Raw genomic sequence first — 18,613 nt, 5'->3', positions numbered from 1 at the left:
CTACCCCCTCACGAAGGAGTGACGTGTGATCGACAAGCAGTGGGCGTCCGCCGCAGAAGCGGTCGCCGACATCCCGGACGGCGCCTCCCTCGCCGTCGGCGGATTCGGGCTGTCCGGCAACCCGATGGTGCTCATCGAGGCTCTGCACGCCCAGGGCACCCGGGATCTCAGCATCGTCAGCAACAACTGCGGCGTGGACGACTGGGGACTCGGCATCCTGCTCGGCGCTCAGCGCATCCGCAAGATGACCTCCTCGTACGTCGGCGAGAACAAGGAGTTCGAGCGGCAGTTCCTCTCCGGTGAGCTCGAGCTCGAGCTCACCCCGCAGGGGACCCTGGCCGAGAAGCTGCGCGCCGGCGGGGCCGGGATCGCGGCGTTCTTCACGCAGACCGGCGTCGGCACCCAGGTGGCCGAGGGCGGCCTGCCGCGGCGCTACGACGGGGCGGGGGGAGTGGCGGTGGCGTCTCCCGTGAAGGAGGTGCGGAGCTTCGCGCCCGGCGGCGCGCCCCGTGACTACGTGCTCGAGGAGTCGATCGTCACGGACTTCGCCCTCGTGCACGCGTGGCGCGGAGACCGCCACGGCAACCTGATCTTCAACAAGGCCGCCCGCAACTTCAACCCTCTCGCCGCGCAGGCGGGCAGGATCTGCATCGCGCAGGTGGAGGAGCTGGTCGAGCCGGGCGAGCTCGACCCCGACCAGGTGCATCTCCCCGGCGTCTACGTGCACCGCATCGTCGAGGTCGGCACCGGCATCGAGAAGCGCATCGAGCGGCGCACCGTCACGGAAGGAGCCTGACATGGCACTGAGCCGCAACGAGATGGCCGCCCGCGCTGCGCGGGAGCTGCAGGACGGCGCCTACGTCAACCTCGGCATCGGGCTGCCGACCCTGGTGCCGAACTACGTGCCGGATGATGTGACCGTCGTGCTGCAGTCCGAGAACGGGATCCTCGGCGTCGGCCCCTATCCGACCGAGCAGAACGTCGACCCCGATCTCATCAACGCGGGCAAGGAGACCGTCACGACGCTGCCGGGCGCGGCGTACTTCGACTCCGCGACGAGCTTCGGGATGATCCGCGGCGGCAAGATCGACGCGGCGATCCTCGGGGCGATGCAGGTCTCGGCCGGCGGCGATCTCGCGAACTGGATGATCCCCGGGAAGATGGTCAAGGGGCCGGGTGGCGCGATGGACCTGGTCCACGGCGCCGGCAGGGTGATCGTGCTGATGGAGCACGTCGCCCGGGACGGCTCGGCGAAGATCGTGAACGACTGCTCCCTTCCCCTCACGGGTCGCGGCGTCGTGCACCGGATCATCACCGACCTCGCCGTCATCGACGTCACCGAAGACGGACTGGTCCTGGTCGAGACCGCCCCCGGCGTCTCGGTGCAGGAGGTCGTCGACGCCACCGAGCCGCCGCTGGTGATCCCGGAAGCCCTCACGAAGGAGAACTCATGACCGACATCGTCATCGTCGCCGCCGCACGAACCCCGCAGGGGCGCCTCAAGGGGCAGCTCGCTGCGTTCACGGCGCCGCAGCTCGGCTCGCTCGCCATCCGCGGAGCGCTGGCGCAGGCCTCCGTCGATCCGTCCGCGATCGACGCGGTGATCGTCGGGCAGGTGCTCGCCGCCGGTTCCGGGCAGAACGCCGCGCGCCAGGCGGCGATCGGCGCGGGGATCGACTGGGACGTCCCGGCCCACTCCGTCAACAAGGTGTGCCTCTCCGGGCTCACCGCCGTCATCGACGCGGCGCGGATGATCCGCTGCGGCGACGCGACCACGGTGGTGACAGCGGGGATGGAGTCGATGACCCGTGCGCCGCATCTGCTCATGGGCTCTCGTGAGGGATGGGCCTACGGCAGCGTCGAGGTGCTCGACCACATGGCCTACGACGGGCTGACCGATGCCTATGACAAGGAGAGCATGGGGGCGTCGACCGAGCGCCACAACGGCCGATACGGCCTCACCAGGGAGATGCAGGACCAGGTGTCCGTGCTTTCGCACCAGCGCGCCGCGGCCGCCGCGGAGGCGGGCGTCTTCGACGACGAGATCGTGCCGGTCGAGGTGCCCCAGCGACGCGGAGAGCCCGTCGTCGTGAGCCGTGACGAGGGCGTGCGGCCCCAGACCACGATGGAGACCCTCGCGAACCTCCGGCCGGCCTTCGCCGAGGGCGGCTCGATCACCGCGGGCAACTCCTCGCCGATCTCGGACGGCGCATCCGCGGTGATCGTCACCACCCGGGAGAACGCCGAGTCGCGGGGATGGCCGGTGCTGGCCGTCATCGGCGCGAGCGGCCAGACCGCGGGTCCGGACAACTCGCTGCAGGCGCAGCCGGCGCGGGCGATCGAACAGGCCTGCGAGAAGCAGGGCATCACGCCGTCCGACCTCGATCTGGTCGAGATTAACGAGGCTTTCGGCGCCGTGGTCGCCCGCTCTCAGCAGGAGCTGGGCATCAGCGAGGACATCGTGAACATCCACGGCGGCGGCATCGCGATCGGGCATCCGATCGGCGCCAGCGGCAACCGCCTGGTGGTGCACATGGCGCACGAGCTCGCCCGCCGGGGCGCCGGAACCGTGGCCGTCGGCCTCTGCGGGGGCGGCGGTCAGGGCGAGGCGCTGATCCTCACGCGCTGAGCCGTCCACACGGAACGCCCTCGGGAGACCGGGGGCGTTCCCGCGTCCTGTGCCGGCGAGGCGGAGCTCAGCGCTTCGAGGCCTTCTTCTCGGCCTTGGCGACGGCCTTCTCGAACTTCTTCGCGCGCTTGACCTGCACCGGGGCGAGGGGGGAGTCCGCCGCGACGATCTGGCCGCGCTCGTCGCGGCGCATGTCGACGATCGCCCCGATCGCGAGAGCGAGCGTGATGCCCCAGCTCAGCCACGCGAGGACCGCGCGCCAGGTGATCGGTGCCTCCCGCGTGCCGCGCAGCAGCGAGAGCCCCGCGGTGATCGCGCCGATGAGACCGGTGCCGAAGAGGTATCGCATGGCCCCCACGCTACACGCCGGCCGCTCCGACGACGGAGGATAGAATGGTCGCGGATCCCCCGGCATCCCAGAAGCTGTGTATCCACCGGCCGTCGGCTTTCCGACGGATACGGCGGCACCCGATCCGCGTCCCGGGCACGCGAGAGTCATGACACAGACCGCAACCCTCTCCACCCTTCCTTCCTCCGACACCCCGCCGAGCCTGCTGCGCATCGCAGGGCTGCCCTACTTCCTCATCGCCTTCGTCGCACGCCTGCCCTTCGCGATGATGGTCGTGGGCGTGCTGACCCTCGCGGTCACCGCTCGCGGCTCGCTCTCGCTCGGCGGCCTCACGTCCGCGACGGTCGGCCTCGGTACCGCGTGCGTCGGCCCGCTCCTCGGAGCCGCCGCGGATCGGTTCGGCCAGCGGATGGTCCTGCTCATCGCCGCGCTCGGCAATGCGACCGCACTGGTGCTGTTCACCCTCGCCGCGTACAGCACCCTCCCCGACGGGGTCGTGCTGCTCTCCGCCTTCGCGATCGGTGCCACGGCACCCCAGGTCGCGCCGATGTCACGTTCGCGGCTGGTCACGATGATCACCGAGAGGATGGAGCCGTCCCGGCATCCGCGGGTGATCGGCTCGACCCTCGCCTACGAGTCGGCGGCCGACGAGACCGTCTTCGTCTTCGGCCCCTTCCTCGTGGGCATCCTCGCCTCCGCCATCGCGCCCTGGGCGCCGCTGCTGATCGGAGCCGCGCTCACGCTCCTCTTCGTCGGCGCCTTCGCCCTGCACCCGAGCGGCTCCCACATCTCCGCGGCCCGCAGCGGGGCCGGCGCGGTGCTCAGCCCGGTGCGCGAGCTGTTCCGCGCCCGCCTGCTGGTCGTGGTCGCCGGAATGCTCGGGGTCGGCCTCTTCTTCGGATCGATGCTCACCTCGTTGACGAGCTTCATGGACGACCGCGGTCACCCGGAGCAGGCCGGGCTGCTCTACGGCGTCATGGGCATCGGGTCGGCGATCCTCGCACTCGGCGTGGCGTTCCTGCCCGCCCGATTCACCCTGCGCTCACGCTGGCTCGTGTTCGCCGCCGTCATGTTCGGCGGGAGCCTGCTCCTGCTGCTCACCCGCGATGTCGCCACGATGTGCGTCGCGCTCGCGTTGATGGGCATCGGCACCGGGCCGACGTTGGTGACCCAGTTCAGCTTCGGCGCCGCGCACACGCCCGCCGGTCGCTCCGCCACGGTGATGACGATGCTGGGGTCGGCGATCATCGTCGGGCAGTCGCTCGGGGCCGCCGTCACCGGGCAGATCGCGGAGTCCGCGGGCACGGCCGGTGCCCTCCTCGTGCCGATCGCTGCGGCCTTCATCGTGATCCTCTCCGGCGTCGTGAACGCGTCGCTGAACAACCCGCACAGATCGTCTCGATAGCCTGGGGGCACCGGATCGACGAAACGGGGCGCGGATGACCAGCAGGCAGGCGGAGTTCGTGGTCGTGGCGAATCGCCTCCCCGTCGACCGGGTCATCGGCCCCGACGGCGAAGACATCTGGCGAACGTCGCCCGGAGGGCTCGTCGCCGCCCTCGAACCCGTCATGCACACGGTCGACGGCGCGTGGGTGGGGTGGCCCGGCCAGGCCGACCTCGTGCTCGAGCCCTTCGAGGCGAACGGCATCCGCCTCATTCCGATCGCGCTCAGCGAGCAGGAGGTCGCGGAGTACTACGAGGGGTTCTCGAACGACACGATCTGGCCCCTCTACCACGACGTCATCGCACCCCCGCAGTTCCATCGCGAGTGGTGGGAGGCGTACGTCACGGTGAACAGGCGCTTCGCGGAGGCGGCGGCGTCCGCCGTCGCGGAGAACGGCACGGTCTGGGTGCACGACTACCAGCTCCAGCTCGTCCCCGCGATGGTGCGCGAGCTGCGCCCGGACGTGACGATCGGGTACTTCCACCACATCCCGTTCCCCGCGCACGGGCTCTACGCCCAGCTTCCCTGGCGGGACCAGGTGCTGCAGGGGCTGCTCGGCGCAGACGTGATCGGCTTCCAGCGGGCGCAGGACGCCACGAACTTCCACACTGCCGTGCGCCGTCGCCTGCACCATGAGGTGAGGGCGTCCAGCGTGGACACGCCGGACGGGCGCTGGCCGCTGGTCAAGGCGTTCCCGATCTCGATCGACACCACCCCCTACCGTGAGCTCGCACAGCGTCCGGACATCCGGGCGCGCGCCGTCGAGATCCGCCAGGAGCTGGGCAATCCGCGGCGCATCCTCCTCGGCGTCGACCGCCTCGACTACACGAAGGGCATCCGGCACCGGATCAAGGCGTACGGCGAACTGCTCGATCAGGGCCGCCTCTCGGTCGAGGACGTGACCTTCGTGCAGGTCGCCAGCCCCAGCCGCGAGCGGGTCGACGCCTATGTGCACCTCCGTGACGAGATCGAGCTCTCCGTGGCGCGCATCAACGGTGACCACGACACGACGGGGCACACGGCGATCCGCTACCTGCATCAGGGGTTCCCCCGCGAGGAGATGGTGGCGCTGTACCTCGCGGCCGACGTCATGCTTGTCACGGCACTGCGCGACGGCATGAACCTCGTCGCCAAGGAGTACGTCGCCACGCGCGACGACAATCGCGGCGTGCTCGTGCTCAGCGAGTTCACCGGTGCGGCGGATGAGCTGCGCAGCGCCGTGCGGGTCAACCCCCACGACATCGAAGGGCTGAAGGAGGCGATCCTGGCGGCGATCGAGATGCCGCCCGCCGAACAAGGGCGCCGGATGAGGGCCCTGCGCAAGAGGGTGCTCGAGCACGACGTGCGCGCCTGGTCCACATCGTTCCTCGACGCTCTCGCCGCTGCCCGTGCCCGTCGCGGCGCCCCTCACCCCCAAGGAGAGACAGAGTCATGACGCGCACCTGGACGCCCGGCACCCCCGACGAGGCGCTCGCCGCCCTGGCGCGGACGCCCCGGCTGCTCATCGCCCTCGACTTCGACGGCACGGCCTCGGAGTTCGCGGTCGATCCGATGTCCGCCCGGGCGGTTCCGGGCGTCGCCGCCGCGGTGGACCGTCTCGCCGCACTGCCAGAGACCCGCGTCGCCTACGTCTCGGGGCGCAGCATGCAGCATCTCCGGATCATCGTCGAGCACGGCGATCACTCGCCGATCGCACTCGCCGGCTCCCACGGCGCGGAGTACTGGCTTCCCGGCGCGGGGGCGGCCGATCCCGTCGACACGCCCGAGGACGCGGCACTGCGGGAGTCGGTGTGGGCCGGGATCGCGCAGCTGCTCGCCGCGTACCCGGGCATCAGGTTCGAGCGGAAGACCTACGGGGTCGGGATCCACAGCCGCGGCGCCGACCCGGTGGTCGCTGAGCAGGCCTTCGCCGCCGTCGACGCGTACATGGCGGAGGACGCTCCGCAGTGGCGTCGCCGCACGGGCAACGAGATCCTGGAGTTCTCCTCGCAGACCGCGGGCAAGGACGCGGCGATCGCCCGGCTCCGTGCGTCGTTCGACGCGACGGCGGTGCTGTTCGCGGGCGACGACACGACGGATGAGGACGCGCTGCGTGTGATGGGTCCCGGCGACCTCGGGGTGCGCGTGGGCGCGGGGGAGACCGCCGCGTCTCTGCGGGTGGCCGACCCGACCGAGATGGGCGAGCTGCTCGCCGCCCTCGCGGACGAGCGGAGGGCGCGGCGGGAATAGACTTCCGTCATGTCCTCCCACGAAGCCGCCGGCGCCGCCGAGATCGACATCAAGCCCCGCAGCCGAGTCGTCACAGACGGGATCGAGGCCACCACCTCCCGCGGGATGCTCCGCGCCGTCGGCATGGGCGACGAGGACTGGGACAAGCCCCAGATCGGCATCGCCTCCAGCTGGAACGAGATCACGCCCTGCAACCTCAGCCTCGATCGGCTCGCGCAGGGGGCGAAGGAGGGCGTGCACGCCGGTGGCGGATATCCGCTGCAGTTCGGCACGGTCTCCGTCTCGGACGGCATCTCGATGGGCCACGAGGGCATGCACTTCTCGCTCGTGTCGCGTGAGGTGATCGCCGACTCGGTCGAGACCGTCATGATGGCGGAGCGCCTCGACGGGTCCGTGCTCCTCGCCGGCTGCGACAAGTCGATCCCCGGCATGCTCATGGCCAGCGCGCGTCTCGACCTCTCGAGCGTGTTCCTCTACGCGGGATCGATCGCGCCGGGATGGGTGAAGCTCTCGGACGGCACCGAGAAGGACGTCACGATCATCGACTCCTTCGAGGCGGTCGGCGCCTGCCGCGCCGGTCTGATGAGCGAAGAGGACCTCAAGCGCATCGAATGCGCGATCGCGCCCGGTGAGGGCGCCTGCGGCGGCATGTACACCGCCAACACGATGGCGTCCGTCGCCGAGGCGCTCGGTCTCAGCCTCCCGGGGTCGGCCGCGCCGCCCGCCGCCGACCGTCGCCGCGATTACTTCGCGCACCGGTCGGGCGAGGCCGTCGTCGAGCTGCTCCGCCAGGGCATCACGACCCGTGACATCCTCACCAAGGAGGCGTTCGAGAACGCGATCGCGCTCGCGATGGCGCTCGGCGGCTCCACCAACGTGGTGCTGCACCTGCTTGCGATCGCCCGTGAGGCGGAGGTGGAGCTGAGCCTGCACGACTTCAACCGGATCGGCGACCGGGTGCCCCACGTCGCCGACATGAAGCCGTTCGGCAAGTACGTCATGAACGACGTGGACCGGCACGGCGGGATCCCGGTCATCATGAAGGCGATGCTCGATGAGGGGCTGCTGCACGGCGACGCGCTGACCGTGACCGGGAAGACGCTCGCGGAGAACCTCGCGGAGCTCGACCCGCAGCCGATCGACGGCACGGTCATCCACCGCTTCGACGACCCGATCCACGCGACCGGAGGCCTGACGATCCTGCACGGCTCGCTCGCGCCGGAGGGCGCGGTCGTGAAGACCGCCGGATTCGACGCGGCGGTGTTCGAGGGTCCTGCGCGCGTGTTCGAGCGCGAGCGCGCGGCGATGGACGCCGTCGCCGAGGGGGCGATCGAGCCGGGATCGGTGATCGTGATCCGCTACGAGGGGCCCAAGGGCGGACCCGGCATGCGGGAGATGCTCGCCATCACCGCGGCCATCAAGGGCGCAGGGCTCGGAAAAGATGTACTACTCTTGACGGACGGACGATTCTCAGGCGGCACAACCGGCCTGTGCATCGGCCACATAGCACCCGAAGCGGTGGACGCAGGTCCTATCGCCTTCGTGCGCGATGGTGATCTGATACGGGTCGATATCGCGGCTCGCACTCTCGATCTACTCGTCGATGAGACCGAGCTGAGCTCCCGCCGGGAAGGCTGGGAGCCGCTTCCCCCGCGCTATACCCGTGGCGTCCTCGCCAAGTACTCCCGTCTGGTGCGCTCCGCCGCTGAAGGAGCGACCACCGGTTGAGCTGCTGCGGCATCCACGAACACGACAGACACACACCATCAGGAACGACACATGACCGCTGATTCCGCGCCGGCCGTGCCACGGCCGCCCGCCCGTCCCGCATCCGCCCCCGAGATCACAGGAGCAGAGGCCGTCGTGCGCTCGCTCGAGAAGCTCGGCGTCACCGACGTCTTCGGCATCCCCGGCGGCGCCATCCTCCCGGTCTACGACCCGATGATGGACGCCTCGCAGCTGCGCCACATCCTCGTCCGCCACGAGCAGGGCGGCGGACACGCGGCCGAGGGCTACGCGGCCGCGTCGGGCAAGGTCGGCGTCACCATCGCCACCTCCGGCCCGGGGGCGACCAACCTCGTGACGGCGATCGCCGACGCCTACATGGACTCGATGCCGATCGTCGCGATCACCGGGCAGGTGTTCTCGACCCTCATGGGCACCGATGCCTTCCAGGAGGCCGACATCGTCGGCATCACGATGCCGGTCACCAAGCACTCCTTCCTCGTGAAGGAGGCGTCGCAGATCCCCGGCGCGATCGCCGCCGCCTTCGAGATCGCCTCGACGGGTCGTCCGGGGCCCGTGCTCGTGGACATCACCAAGGACGCGCAGCAGGACATGCTGTCGTTCGTCTGGCCGCCGAAGGTGGACCTGCCCGGATACCGCCCGGTGACCAAGGCGCACGGAAAGCAGATCCAGGCCGCGGCGGCGATGCTCGCCGAGGCGAAGAAGCCCGTGCTGTACGTCGGCGGCGGTGTGGTGCGCGGCCGCGCGGCCGCCGAGCTGCGAGGACTCGCCGAGTCGACCGGAGCCCCCGTCGTGACCACCCTGATGGCCCGTGGCGCGTTCCCCGACTCGCATCCGCAGCACCTGGGCATGCCCGGCATGCACGGTACGGTGCCCGCCGTGCTCGCCCTGCAGGAGTCCGACCTGATCGTCTCGCTCGGTGCCCGGTTCGACGACCGTGTGACCGGCAAGGCGGCGCTGTTCGCCCCGAACGCCAAGGTCGTGCACGTCGACATCGACCCCGCCGAGATCTCGAAGATCCGCACGGCCGACGTGCCGATCGTGGGCGACGTCCGCGAGGTGCTCATCGACCTGGAGGCCGCCTTCCGCGGCCAGGTCGGATCGCAGAAGCCCGACATCGAAGAGTGGTGGTCGTACCTCGACGGTCTGCGTGCCGAGTTCCCGCTCGGCTACGCGCCGACCACCGACGGCCTGCTCGCGCCGCAGTACGTGATCCAGCGCATCGGCGAGCTGACCGGCCCTGAGGCCGTGTACGCCGCCGGCGTGGGACAGCACCAGATGTGGGCGGCGCAGTTCATCAAGTACGAGCGCCCGAACTCCTGGCTGAACTCCGGGGGAGCGGGCACGATGGGCTACTCCGTCCCCGCCGCCATGGGCGCCAAGGTCGCCGAGCCGGACCGCGTGGTCTGGGCGATCGACGGCGACGGATGCTTCCAGATGACCAACCAGGAGCTCGCCACCTGCGTCATCAACAACATCCCGATCAAGGTCGCGATCATCAACAACTCGTCGCTCGGCATGGTGCGGCAGTGGCAGACCCTCTTCTACGACGGCCGTCACTCGAACACCGATCTCAACACCGGGCACGGGACGAGCCGCATCCCCGACTTCGTGAAGCTCGCCGAGGCCTACGGCTGCCTCGCGTTGCGGGTGGAGAAGGAGGAGGACGTGGACGCCGCCATCCAGACGGCCCTCGAGACCAACGACCGCCCGGTGGTGATCGACTTCGTCGTGAGCGCCGACGCCATGGTCTGGCCGATGGTGCCCCAGGGAGTCAGCAACAGCTATGTCCAGTACGCGCGTGACCACGCCCCGGCCTTCGATCAGGAGGACTGACACATGTCGACACACGTGCTGAGCCTGCTCGTCGAGAACACTCCCGGTCTGCTGACCAGGGTCGCGGGACTCTTCGCCCGCCGCGGCTTCAACATCGAGTCCCTCGCGGTGGGGGTCACCGAGGTGCCGGGCATCTCGCGGATCACCGTCGTGGTCGACGTCGAGGACCTGCCGCTGGAACAGGTGACCAAGCAGCTGAACAAGCTGGTCAACGTCATCAAGATCGTCGAGCTCGACGCGACCGCGTCGGTGCAGCGCGAGCACATGCTCGTGAAGGTGCGCACCGACAACAACACGCGGTCGAACGTGCTCGAGGTCGTCAACCTCTTCCGCGCATCCGTGGTCGACTACGCCCCCGACGCCCTGGTGATCGAGGTCACCGGCGACAAGGGCAAGGTCGACGCGCTGCTGCGGGCGCTCGAGCCCTTCGGCATCAAGGAGCTCGCCCAGTCGGGCCTGCTCGCGATCGGCCGTGGCGGCAAGAGCATCACCGAACGCGTCCTGCGCGGCTAGACATTCAGCCCCTCCGGTCATCGAGCGGGACCTGATGCCCGGAGCGACGAACCCCAGAACCACAATCAAGGAGAAACACACAGTGAGCACCGAGATCTTCTACGACGCCGACGCCGACCTGTCGCTCATCCAGGGCAAGAAGGTCGCCATCGTCGGGTACGGCTCGCAGGGCCACGCCCACGCGATGAACCTGCGCGACTCGGGCGTCGAGGTCGCCATCGCCCTCAAGGAGGGCTCGAAGTCGATCGCCAAGGCCGAGGAGGCGGGCTTCCCCGTCAAGACCGTCGCCGACGCCGCGGAGTGGGCCGACCTGATCATGATCCTCGCGCCGGACCAGCACCAGCGCACGATCTACAACGAGTCGATCAAGGACAAGCTGACCGCGGGCAAGACCCTCGCCTTCGCACACGGCTTCAACATCCGCTTCGGCTACATCGACGCTCCTGAGGGCGTCGATGTGATCCTCATCGCCCCGAAGGCGCCCGGCCACACCGTGCGCCGCGAGTTCGTCGCCGGCCGCGGCATCCCGGACATCATCGCCGTCGAGCGCGACGCCTCGGGCCAGGCCTGGGACGTCGCCCTCGCCTACGCGAAGGCCATCGGCGGCACCCGTGCGGGCGTCATCAAGACGACCTTCACCGAGGAGACCGAGACCGACCTGTTCGGTGAGCAGGCCGTGCTCTGCGGCGGCATGAGCCACCTCGTGCAGGCCGGCTTCGAGACCCTCGTCGAGGCGGGGTACCAGCCCCAGATCGCCTACTTCGAGGTGCTGCACGAGCTGAAGCTCATCGTCGACCTCATGTGGGAGGGCGGCATCGCCAAGCAGCGCTGGTCGATCTCCGACACCGCCGAGTTCGGCGACTACGTCTCGGGCCCGCGCATCATCGATGCCGGTGTCAAGGAGCGCATGCAGGGCGTGCTCGCCGACATCCAGTCGGGCGCGTTCGCGAAGCGCTTCATCGACGACCAGGACAACGGCGGGGCGGAGTTCCTCGCCCTCCGCGAGAAGGAGCAGGGACACCCGATCGAGACCACGGGCAAGGAGCTGCGCGCCCTGTTCGCCTGGAAGCAGGCCGACGAGGACTACATCGAGGGCAGCGCTGCGCGCTGACCCCCGGCTGATCCTGTGACCAGAGGAGGGCATCCCCGGGGATGCCCTCCTCTGGTGCGTGACCGGGTGGGAAGATAGACACGCAGACATCGGATGTCTGTGCGAGGATGGAGCCATGCGACAGGCATGGTTCGATGAGGCCCGGTTCGGGATGTTCGTGCACTTCGGGGTCTACAGCGTGGCCGCCCGCCACGAGTGGGTGCAGAACTATGAGCGCCTGACGGATGAGGAGTACCGGCCCTACGCCGAGCACTTCGACCCCGACCTGTTCGACGCCCGGGCGCTCGCCCGTCGCGCCAAGGAGACCGGGATGGGCTACGTGGTGCTTACCACCAAGCACCACGACGGCTTCTGTCTGTGGGACTCCTCCGCCACGGACTTCTCGACCGCGGCGATGATCGGCCGGGACCTCGTGCGCGAGTTCGTCGACGCCGTGCGCGCCGAAGGCCTGAAGGTCGGGCTCTACCACTCGCTGATCGATTGGCATCATCCCGACTTCACGATCGACTGGAACCACCCGCGTCGCGACGACGACAACGCGTCAGCGCTCAACGAGGGGCGCGACATGTCCCGGTACCGCGCCCACCTCCACGGACAGGTGCGCGAGCTGCTGACGGGGTACGGCGAGATCGACTACCTCTTCTTCGACTTCACCTACCCCGAGCACAGGGACGGCTGGGCGGGGAAAGGCCCGGAGGACTGGGACGCCGACGGCCTGCTGGCGATGTGCCGTGAGCTTCAGCCGGCGATGCTGGTCAACGATCGACTCGGCATCCCCGCGGACTTCGTCACTCCCGAGCAGTATCAGCCCACCTCGCCGCTCCGGAAGGACGGGGTTCCGCAGGTCTGGGAGGCCTGCCAGACGCTCAACGGCTCCTGGGGGTACCACCGGGACAACCACGACCAGAAGTCCGCGACGATGCTGGTGCAGATGCTCGCCGACTCCGTCTCGATGGACGGCAACATGCTGCTGAACGTCGGCCCGGACGGCAGGGGCGCGATCGCTCCGCGGGACGCGGCGACCCTCGGCGAACTGGGCGAGTGGATGCGGCTGCACCGCGACGCGATCGTCGGGGCGGGGCATGCCGCACTCCGACCGCCCCGCGAAGGCGTCTACACGCGGCGGGGCGACCGCCTCTACCTGCACCTCTTCAGCTGGCCGCTGGGTTTCGTGCACCTGCCGGGGCTCGCAGGCAGGGTCTCCTTCGCGCGACTGCTCAACGACGGCTCGTGGCTGCGGACGTCGGCGACCGATCCGGGACAGCAGGCCTCGCACATGACGCCGGCGGGGGAGGCGGAGGGCACCCTCACGGTGCATCTGCCCGTACAGCGGCCCGACGTGCTGATGCCGGTGATCGAGCTGACGCTCCTCGAGGACTGAAAGTCCTCAGCCGACCGGCAGGTCGAGGGCTTCGAGCGCCAGCCGCGCGGCGCCCTGCAGGATCGCGTCGGCGCCGGTACGCGCGGCCTCGATGCGCAGGGTCTGCGTGGAGAGCGGATGACACGCCTCGTAGACGCGGCTGCGCACGGCGGCGAGGAACGGCTCCGACGCGCTCATGCTGCCAGTGAGGAACACTGCGTGGGGGTTGAAGAAGTTGACCACCCCGGACAGGGCCTGCCCGAGGTGCGTGCCGGCCGTGCGCACCAGGGTGGTGGCTTCGGGGTCGGCGTCGCGGGCCAGGGAGAGCACCTCTTCCGTGGAGCGCACGTCCGCGTAGCCGCGTTCCTGCATCTGCCGCACCAGGCTCGCGCCGCTCGCGACGGTCTCCAGGCATCCGGTGTTGCCGCAGGAGCACGGGATGTCCCCGCTGCCGTCGATGCGGGTGTGGGTGATGTCGCCGGCCGCGCCGGTGGCTCCGCGGTGGATCCTCCCGTCCACGATGATGCCGCTGCCGATCGCGGTGCCCGCCTTGACGGTGATGCTGTGTCGGGCGTCGCCGAACTGCGACCGGTGCTCGCCGAGCGCGGCGAGGTTGGCGTCGTTGTCGACGGCCACCGGCACGCTGTGGCGGTTGCGGAGATGCTCCCCGACGGGGAAGCCGGGCCAGCCCGGCATCCGCGACGGCTGGTCGACGGATCCCGTGTCGATGTCCACGGGGCCGGGGAGCCCGATGCCGATCGCGCGGATGCGGACGCTCTCGCTGAAGCGGTCGAAGACCCGGCTCACCTTCTCGAGCGTCGCCGTAGGGCCCTGCGAGAGGTCGATCGCGATCGTTTCGATGCGCTCGATGCCGCCGCTGAGGGAATGCCGGCCGATCCGGGCATGGCCGCCGCCGAGATCCGCGGTCAGCAGGGAGCCCGCGTCGGCGAGGGTGAGGATCCGCGGACGACGCCCGCCGCGCGACGTCCCGTCGCCGGCCTCGCGGAGCAGCCCGGCGTCGAGCAGCGACTGCACGCGCAGGCCGATCGTCGAGGCGGCGACGCCGAGCCGCTCGGCCAGCTCTCCGCGTGAGCGGGCGGCGCCGTCGGCGACGAGCTCCAGGATGCGACGGGTCGAGGCGTCGTCGAGATTCGGCATGTCGGCGTCCAATGCTCGCGGCTGTCGGCGGTGAAACGTTCGGCGCGCAGACATCGGATGTTCATGTTGCGCCGAGGCTAGAAGTATGACACGGTGACTTCGTTCAAGACACTATCAGGTTGGTTCGATGATCGAACTAACATCCCGTCAAGGAGGCATTCAATGAAGAAGATGCGCGTGGGCGCGGTGATCGCCATCGCCGGTGTCGCCGTCGCCGTATCGGGATGCTCGAGCACCCCGAGCTCCGGAGGCTCCGCCAACGGAGACACCATCGTCGTCGACATGTGGGCAGGCAGCGAGAGCGACACCGCCGCCCTGAAGGCGCAGATCGACATCGCGAAGAAGCAGAACCCCGACCTGAAGATCGAGCTGCGCACCGCGCCGTGGAGCGACTTCTTCACGAAGCTGACCACCAACATGGCCTCGGGCAACATGGCCTGCGTGACCGGCATGAACTCGGGCATGCTGTCGACCTACACCAAGGGCTTCGTCAAGCTGACCGACGCCGACCTCGCGAAGGCCGGTCTCAAGGAAGCCGACTTCGCTCCGGGAGCGACCGAGATCCTGAAGAACAAGGGCGACCTGTACGGCCTGCCCTTCGACGTCTCGACCATGGTGGCCTACTACAACGCCGACCTGCTCAAGGCCGCCGGCGCCGACATCCCGAAGACCGACTGGACCTTCGACGACTTCGAGGCGATCGCCAAGAAGGCCACCACCGGCGGCAAGTACGGCTTCGGCATCGGCATGGGCGACTTCCAGTGGCAGGCGCTCCCGATCGCGAAGTCGGGCACCCAGCCCGTCTCCGAGGACGGCACGCTGCAGCTCACCGACAAGGCGTTCGTGAGCGCCGCCGAGTGGTACGCGGGCCTCGTCACCGACCAGAAGGTCGCCGCTCCCGTCGCCTCCGCGTCGGACGGCGGCTGGGGCGAGAACCAGTTCACCAGCCAGAACGCGGCCATGGCCGTCGACGGCACCTGGAATGCCGTCAGCTACCTGAAGAACGAGGCGGGCTTCGACGCCGGCGTCGTGCCGCTCCCCAAGGGCGACAAGGGCGACCTGAGCCTGGTGCTCGGCTCGGGCTTCGGCATCGCCGAGACCTGCAAGAACAAGGACGCCGCGCTCAAGGTGCTCGGCTCGCTGCTCAGCAAGGACTCGCAGGACTACATCGCCTCCTCGGGGCGCAGCTACCCGGCGCGCGCCGAGAGCCAGCCGCTCTACTTCGAGTCGCTCGACCCAAAGTACCGCGACCAGGTGAAGGAGGTCTTCGAGGCCGCCTTCAAGAACGTCGAGGGTCAGCACGTCTCGGACGACTGGGGCAAGGTCGGGACCTTCATCCAGCCGCAGCTCGTGAGCGTCTACAACGGCCAGGAGTCGATGAAGAAGGTCCTCGAGGACGCCCAGCAGCAGTTCGGCAAGTGACCCGCCGCTGATACGCAAAGGAACGCATTGATGACCACCACGACAGCTCCCTCGCAGCGTCGTCGCCGGTCGTTCGCCAAGGTCGAGGCGCGCCAGGCGCTGGGCTTCGCAAGCCCGGCCCTGGTGGGCCTCGCCCTGTTCACGATCGTGCCCGTCGTCTTGTCCATCGTGATGAGCTTCTTCGACTGGCCGACGTTCGGCGATCGCACCTTCAACGGCGGCGCGAACTACGCGAAGCTGTTCACCGATCGCGACTTCCTGCCGTCGCTGGTGAACACGCTCGTGTTCACGGTCCTCTACGTTCCCGTCAGCATCGTGCTGTCGCTCCTGCTGGCGCTGGGCCTCGGCCCGCGCATCCGAGGACGCGGTGCACTGCGGGTGCTGTTCTTCATCCCCGTCGTCACCCCGATGGTGGCGAACGTGCTGGTGTGGAAGATGCTGCTGCAGCCGCAGGGACTCTTCAACGGGCTCTCCCAGACCTGGTTCGGCATGGAGCTGCCGAACTTCCTCGCCGACAAGAACTGGGCGATGATCATGGTCGTCGTGATGAGTGTCTGGCAGGGCATCGGCTACAACATGCTGATCTTCTCGGCCGCACTCGAGCAGCTGCCGGAGAGCGTCATGGAGGCGGCCATGATCGACGGCGCACGCGGGTTCCGCATGACCTGGAGCATCATGATCCCGATGATCTCCCCGGCGATCTTCTTCGCGACCATCATGACGATGATCACGTCGTTGCAGGTCTTCGTGCAGCCGCAGATGCTCACCGGCGGCGGTCCGGGCAACGCGACCATGCCTCTCGTGATGTGGATCTACAACCAGGGGTTCAAGTTCCAGGACCTGGGACTGGCCGCCGCCGGGGCCTGGATCCTGTTCGCGCTGATCATCATCATCACCGCGCTCCAGTTCGGCGCGCAGAAGAAGTGGGTGCACTATGAGCACTGACACCATGGACGCCACCGCGGCGATCGCCTCGGGCCCGCGTCGGTCGAAGAAGGCGGACAGCACCCGGAGCCGGGTGCCGATGTCGCCGGGAGCCCGCGTGCGCCTGGTGCTCGGGCACGTGCTCATCTACCTCGCGGCCGCGCTGTTCATGCTGCCGCTCGTCTACGCGTTCTTCTCGGCGCTCAAGCCGAACGGCGAGATGTTCGCGATGCCGCCGAGCCTCTTCGGCTCAGAGATCCGGTGGTCCAACTTCGCCGAGGTCTTCGAGTTCGGCCCGTTCTGGACCTACATCTTCAACTCGCTGTTCGTGTCGATCTCGGGCACGCTCGTGGTGCTGTTCGTCTCGACGACGGCCGGCTACGCATTCGGGCGCCTGCGCTGGAAGGGTCGGGACGCGGTCTTCGTGCTCTTCCTGGCGACCCTCATGGTGCCGGCCGAGGTGCTGGTCATCCCGATGTTCCAGGTGATGCAGTGGGCCGGGTGGGTGGACACCTTCCAGGCGCTCATCTTCCCGTTCGCGTTCACCGCATTCGGCACCTTCCTCATGCGGCAGTTCTTCCGCGGCATCCCCTACGAGCTGGAGGAGGCCGCGCGCGTGGACGGCGCCGGTCCGGTGCGCACGTTCGCGCGGATCATCCTGCCGCTGTCCACCTCCGCGGTCGCGGTGCTGGCGGTCTTCACTTTCATGTCCTTCTGGAACAGCTACCTGTGGCCGCTGATCGTGACGGTCGACTACGACGCGCACGGCACGCTGCCGGTGGGACTGGCCACCTTCTCCGGCCTCACCGGAACGCGCTGGGACCTCCAGATGGCCGCATCGATCATCTCGATGATCCCGACCACGATCCTCGTGATCGCGCTGCAGAAGCACCTGGTCAAGGGCATCGCGATGGCAGGACTCGGCGGGCGCTGAGCGGGCATGGCATCGGACAACGGCACCACTGTGCCCGGAACGCCCTTCGCCGACGTCGGCATCGACATCGGCGGCACCAAGATCGCCGCGATCGTCGTGGCGGCGGACGGGACGATCCTCACGCGGGGGAGCACACCCGCTCCCGCCCGTGAAGGCGGTCGCGCCATGACCGAGGCGGCGGCGGCGCTGGCGACGGCACTCCTCACCGAGAGCGGGACGACGCTCCGAGCGGCCGGCGTCGGCGCGGCCGGCGTGGTCGACCACGAGAACGGCACGATCCGCGCCGCCTCGGAGATGTTCGTAGACTGGGTGGGCTTCCCCGTCGCGGAGGAGCTCGGCCGGATCCTCGGGGCCCCCGTGCGGATGGAGAACGACGTCAACGCCTTCCTCCTCGGCGAGGCGGCGGGGCGGAGCGACGCGGACGTGCTGGGCGTGATGCTCGGCACCGGCGTCGGCGGGGCCCTCATCGTCGACGGGGAGCTGCGGCACGGTCCGCACGGGGCGGCCGGGGAGATCGGCCACACCCCGGGCTACAGCGACCTGCGCTGCACCTGCGGGCAGACCGGGCATCTCGAGACTCTGGCATCCGGCACCTCGATCGGGCTGCGCTACGGAGAGCGGACCGGCAACAGCCTGGACGCCCGCGTGGTGGCCAGCCGCGCCCGCGCCGGGGACGCCGACGCCCTCGCGGTCTACGCCGACGCCGGACGGGCGCTGGCCCTGGCCTGTGCGAGCGCAGCGACGCTGCTCGACGTGCCCCTCGCGATCGTGGGCGGGGGAGTGTCGCGTTCTTGGGACCTGCTCGCCCCCGCCGTGGAGGCGGCTCTGCGGACGGATGCACCGATCACCGGCATTCCGCTGCGGATCGTCCCCGCGGAACGCGGCGGAGACGCCGTGGCCCTCGGCGCGATCGAGGCCGCACGACGGGCGCTCCCCGAACTCGTACACTGACCGACGT

The 18,613-nt window shown here is 69.3% G+C and carries 17 protein-coding genes; 15 read left to right on the top strand and 2 right to left on the bottom strand.

Translation table 11 applies throughout. The annotated features are described in order from the left end of the window. Positions 1 to 25 precede the first annotated feature (25 nt). Genes ABWO84_RS01075 through ABWO84_RS01065 form a run of 3 tightly spaced genes read left to right on the top strand, consistent with a single transcriptional unit; the run spans position 26 to position 2,629 of the window. A complete protein-coding gene (locus ABWO84_RS01075) occupies positions 26 to 796 on the top strand; it encodes a CoA transferase subunit A (RefSeq protein ID WP_353111630.1) in 771 nt (256 codons plus the stop codon). 1 nt (position 797) lies between these two features. Next, positions 798 to 1,454, top strand: coding sequence for a CoA transferase subunit B (locus tag ABWO84_RS01070; RefSeq protein WP_353111628.1), 657 nt, complete (start codon positions 798 to 800; stop codon positions 1,452 to 1,454). Then, positions 1,451 to 2,629, top strand: coding sequence for an acetyl-CoA C-acetyltransferase (locus ABWO84_RS01065; protein ID WP_353111626.1), 1,179 nt, complete (start codon positions 1,451 to 1,453; stop codon positions 2,627 to 2,629). Before ABWO84_RS01070 ends, ABWO84_RS01065 begins: the two co-directional genes overlap by 4 nt. Before the next feature lie 67 nt (positions 2,630 to 2,696). Here the strand turns inward: ABWO84_RS01065 and ABWO84_RS01060 are convergent, their stop codons facing one another. Further along, entirely contained in the window at positions 2,697 to 2,978 is a 282-nt protein-coding gene (locus ABWO84_RS01060) for a hypothetical protein (RefSeq protein WP_353111624.1), read from the bottom strand. A 148-nt stretch (positions 2,979 to 3,126) separates the two neighbouring features. On the opposite strand from ABWO84_RS01060, the gene ABWO84_RS01055 reads away from it, so the two are divergent. From ABWO84_RS01055 to ABWO84_RS01020, 8 genes are all read left to right on the top strand, one after another. After that, on the top strand, positions 3,127 to 4,383 hold the full coding sequence (locus ABWO84_RS01055) for an MFS transporter (protein ID WP_353111622.1): 1,257 nt from the start codon (positions 3,127 to 3,129) through the stop codon (positions 4,381 to 4,383). A gap of 34 nt (positions 4,384 to 4,417) precedes the next feature. Further along, positions 4,418 to 5,857, top strand: a complete 1,440-nt coding sequence (locus ABWO84_RS01050; protein ID WP_353111620.1) for an alpha,alpha-trehalose-phosphate synthase (UDP-forming) — start codon at positions 4,418 to 4,420, stop codon at positions 5,855 to 5,857. Next, a complete protein-coding gene (otsB, locus tag ABWO84_RS01045) occupies positions 5,854 to 6,651 on the top strand; it encodes a trehalose-phosphatase (protein ID WP_353111618.1) in 798 nt (265 codons plus the stop codon). Before ABWO84_RS01050 ends, otsB begins: the two co-directional genes overlap by 4 nt. Positions 6,652 to 6,660: 9 nt before the next feature. Then, complete coding sequence (gene ilvD / locus ABWO84_RS01040) at positions 6,661 to 8,379, top strand: dihydroxy-acid dehydratase (RefSeq protein ID WP_353111616.1); 1,719 nt, start codon at positions 6,661 to 6,663, stop codon at positions 8,377 to 8,379. A 51-nt stretch (positions 8,380 to 8,430) separates the two neighbouring features. Beyond that, positions 8,431 to 10,233 carry an acetolactate synthase large subunit gene (locus ABWO84_RS01035; protein ID WP_502915362.1) on the top strand — a complete coding sequence of 601 codons (1,803 nt, stop codon included), beginning with the start codon at positions 8,431 to 8,433 and terminating at the stop codon, positions 10,231 to 10,233. A gap of 3 nt (positions 10,234 to 10,236) precedes the next feature. Continuing rightward, positions 10,237 to 10,746, top strand: a complete 510-nt coding sequence (gene ilvN, locus ABWO84_RS01030; protein WP_353111614.1) for an acetolactate synthase small subunit — start codon at positions 10,237 to 10,239, stop codon at positions 10,744 to 10,746. An 82-nt stretch (positions 10,747 to 10,828) separates the two neighbouring features. Next, a complete protein-coding gene (ilvC, locus tag ABWO84_RS01025; RefSeq protein WP_353111612.1) occupies positions 10,829 to 11,857 on the top strand; it encodes a ketol-acid reductoisomerase in 1,029 nt (342 codons plus the stop codon). Between the two features lie 115 nt (positions 11,858 to 11,972). Next, complete coding sequence (locus ABWO84_RS01020; protein ID WP_353111610.1) at positions 11,973 to 13,238, top strand: alpha-L-fucosidase; 1,266 nt, start codon at positions 11,973 to 11,975, stop codon at positions 13,236 to 13,238. Positions 13,239 to 13,244: 6 nt separating this feature from the next. Here the strand turns inward: ABWO84_RS01020 and ABWO84_RS01015 are convergent, their stop codons facing one another. After that, positions 13,245 to 14,375 carry an ROK family transcriptional regulator gene (locus ABWO84_RS01015; RefSeq protein ID WP_353111608.1) on the bottom strand — a complete coding sequence of 377 codons (1,131 nt, stop codon included), beginning with the start codon at positions 14,373 to 14,375 and terminating at the stop codon, positions 13,245 to 13,247. A 162-nt stretch (positions 14,376 to 14,537) separates the two neighbouring features. Here ABWO84_RS01015 and ABWO84_RS01010 point away from each other — a divergent pair, with 162 nt between their 5' ends. Genes ABWO84_RS01010 through ABWO84_RS00995 form a run of 4 tightly spaced genes read left to right on the top strand, consistent with a single transcriptional unit; the run spans position 14,538 to position 18,606 of the window. Then, on the top strand, positions 14,538 to 15,797 hold the full coding sequence (locus ABWO84_RS01010) for an ABC transporter substrate-binding protein (protein WP_353111606.1): 1,260 nt from the start codon (positions 14,538 to 14,540) through the stop codon (positions 15,795 to 15,797). 30 nt (positions 15,798 to 15,827) lie between these two features. Further along, entirely contained in the window at positions 15,828 to 16,742 is a 915-nt protein-coding gene (locus ABWO84_RS01005; RefSeq protein ID WP_353111604.1) for a carbohydrate ABC transporter permease, read from the top strand. After that, complete coding sequence (locus tag ABWO84_RS01000) at positions 16,732 to 17,655, top strand: carbohydrate ABC transporter permease (RefSeq protein ID WP_353111602.1); 924 nt, start codon at positions 16,732 to 16,734, stop codon at positions 17,653 to 17,655. The genes ABWO84_RS01005 and ABWO84_RS01000 overlap by 11 nt, the downstream gene beginning before the upstream one ends. A 6-nt stretch (positions 17,656 to 17,661) precedes the next feature. Further along, positions 17,662 to 18,606 (top strand): ROK family protein, encoded by a 945-nt coding sequence (locus ABWO84_RS00995; RefSeq protein WP_353111600.1) that lies wholly within the window; start codon positions 17,662 to 17,664, stop codon positions 18,604 to 18,606. Positions 18,607 to 18,613: the final 7 nt, after the last annotated feature.

It is taken from the genome of Microbacterium sp. (genome assembly GCF_040394595.1).
Lineage (GTDB): Bacteria > Actinomycetota > Actinomycetes > Actinomycetales > Microbacteriaceae > Microbacterium.
This window is presented reverse-complemented; position numbering and strand designations above follow the sequence as displayed.

Excerpts from the sequence above, each read along its gene's own strand:
- ABWO84_RS01070 (WP_353111628.1), top strand. The coding sequence starts at position 798 with ATGGCACTGAGCCGCAACGAGATGGCCGCCCGCGCTGCGCGGGAGCTG.
- ABWO84_RS01065 (WP_353111626.1), top strand. The coding sequence starts at position 1,451 with ATGACCGACATCGTCATCGTCGCCGCCGCACGAACCCCGCAGGGGCGC.
- ABWO84_RS01060 (WP_353111624.1), bottom strand. The coding sequence starts at position 2,978 with ATGCGATACCTCTTCGGCACCGGTCTCATCGGCGCGATCACCGCGGGG.
- ABWO84_RS01055 (WP_353111622.1), top strand. The coding sequence starts at position 3,127 with ATGACACAGACCGCAACCCTCTCCACCCTTCCTTCCTCCGACACCCCG.
- ABWO84_RS01050 (WP_353111620.1), top strand. The coding sequence starts at position 4,418 with ATGACCAGCAGGCAGGCGGAGTTCGTGGTCGTGGCGAATCGCCTCCCC.
- otsB (WP_353111618.1), top strand. The coding sequence starts at position 5,854 with ATGACGCGCACCTGGACGCCCGGCACCCCCGACGAGGCGCTCGCCGCC.
- ilvD (WP_353111616.1), top strand. The coding sequence starts at position 6,661 with ATGTCCTCCCACGAAGCCGCCGGCGCCGCCGAGATCGACATCAAGCCC.
- ABWO84_RS01035 (WP_502915362.1), top strand. The coding sequence starts at position 8,431 with ATGACCGCTGATTCCGCGCCGGCCGTGCCACGGCCGCCCGCCCGTCCC.
- ilvN (WP_353111614.1), top strand. The coding sequence starts at position 10,237 with ATGTCGACACACGTGCTGAGCCTGCTCGTCGAGAACACTCCCGGTCTG.
- ABWO84_RS01020 (WP_353111610.1), top strand. The coding sequence starts at position 11,973 with ATGCGACAGGCATGGTTCGATGAGGCCCGGTTCGGGATGTTCGTGCAC.
- ABWO84_RS01015 (WP_353111608.1), bottom strand. The coding sequence starts at position 14,375 with ATGCCGAATCTCGACGACGCCTCGACCCGTCGCATCCTGGAGCTCGTC.
- ABWO84_RS01010 (WP_353111606.1), top strand. The coding sequence starts at position 14,538 with ATGAAGAAGATGCGCGTGGGCGCGGTGATCGCCATCGCCGGTGTCGCC.
- ABWO84_RS01005 (WP_353111604.1), top strand. The coding sequence starts at position 15,828 with ATGACCACCACGACAGCTCCCTCGCAGCGTCGTCGCCGGTCGTTCGCC.
- ABWO84_RS01000 (WP_353111602.1), top strand. The coding sequence starts at position 16,732 with ATGAGCACTGACACCATGGACGCCACCGCGGCGATCGCCTCGGGCCCG.
- ABWO84_RS00995 (WP_353111600.1), top strand. The coding sequence starts at position 17,662 with ATGGCATCGGACAACGGCACCACTGTGCCCGGAACGCCCTTCGCCGAC.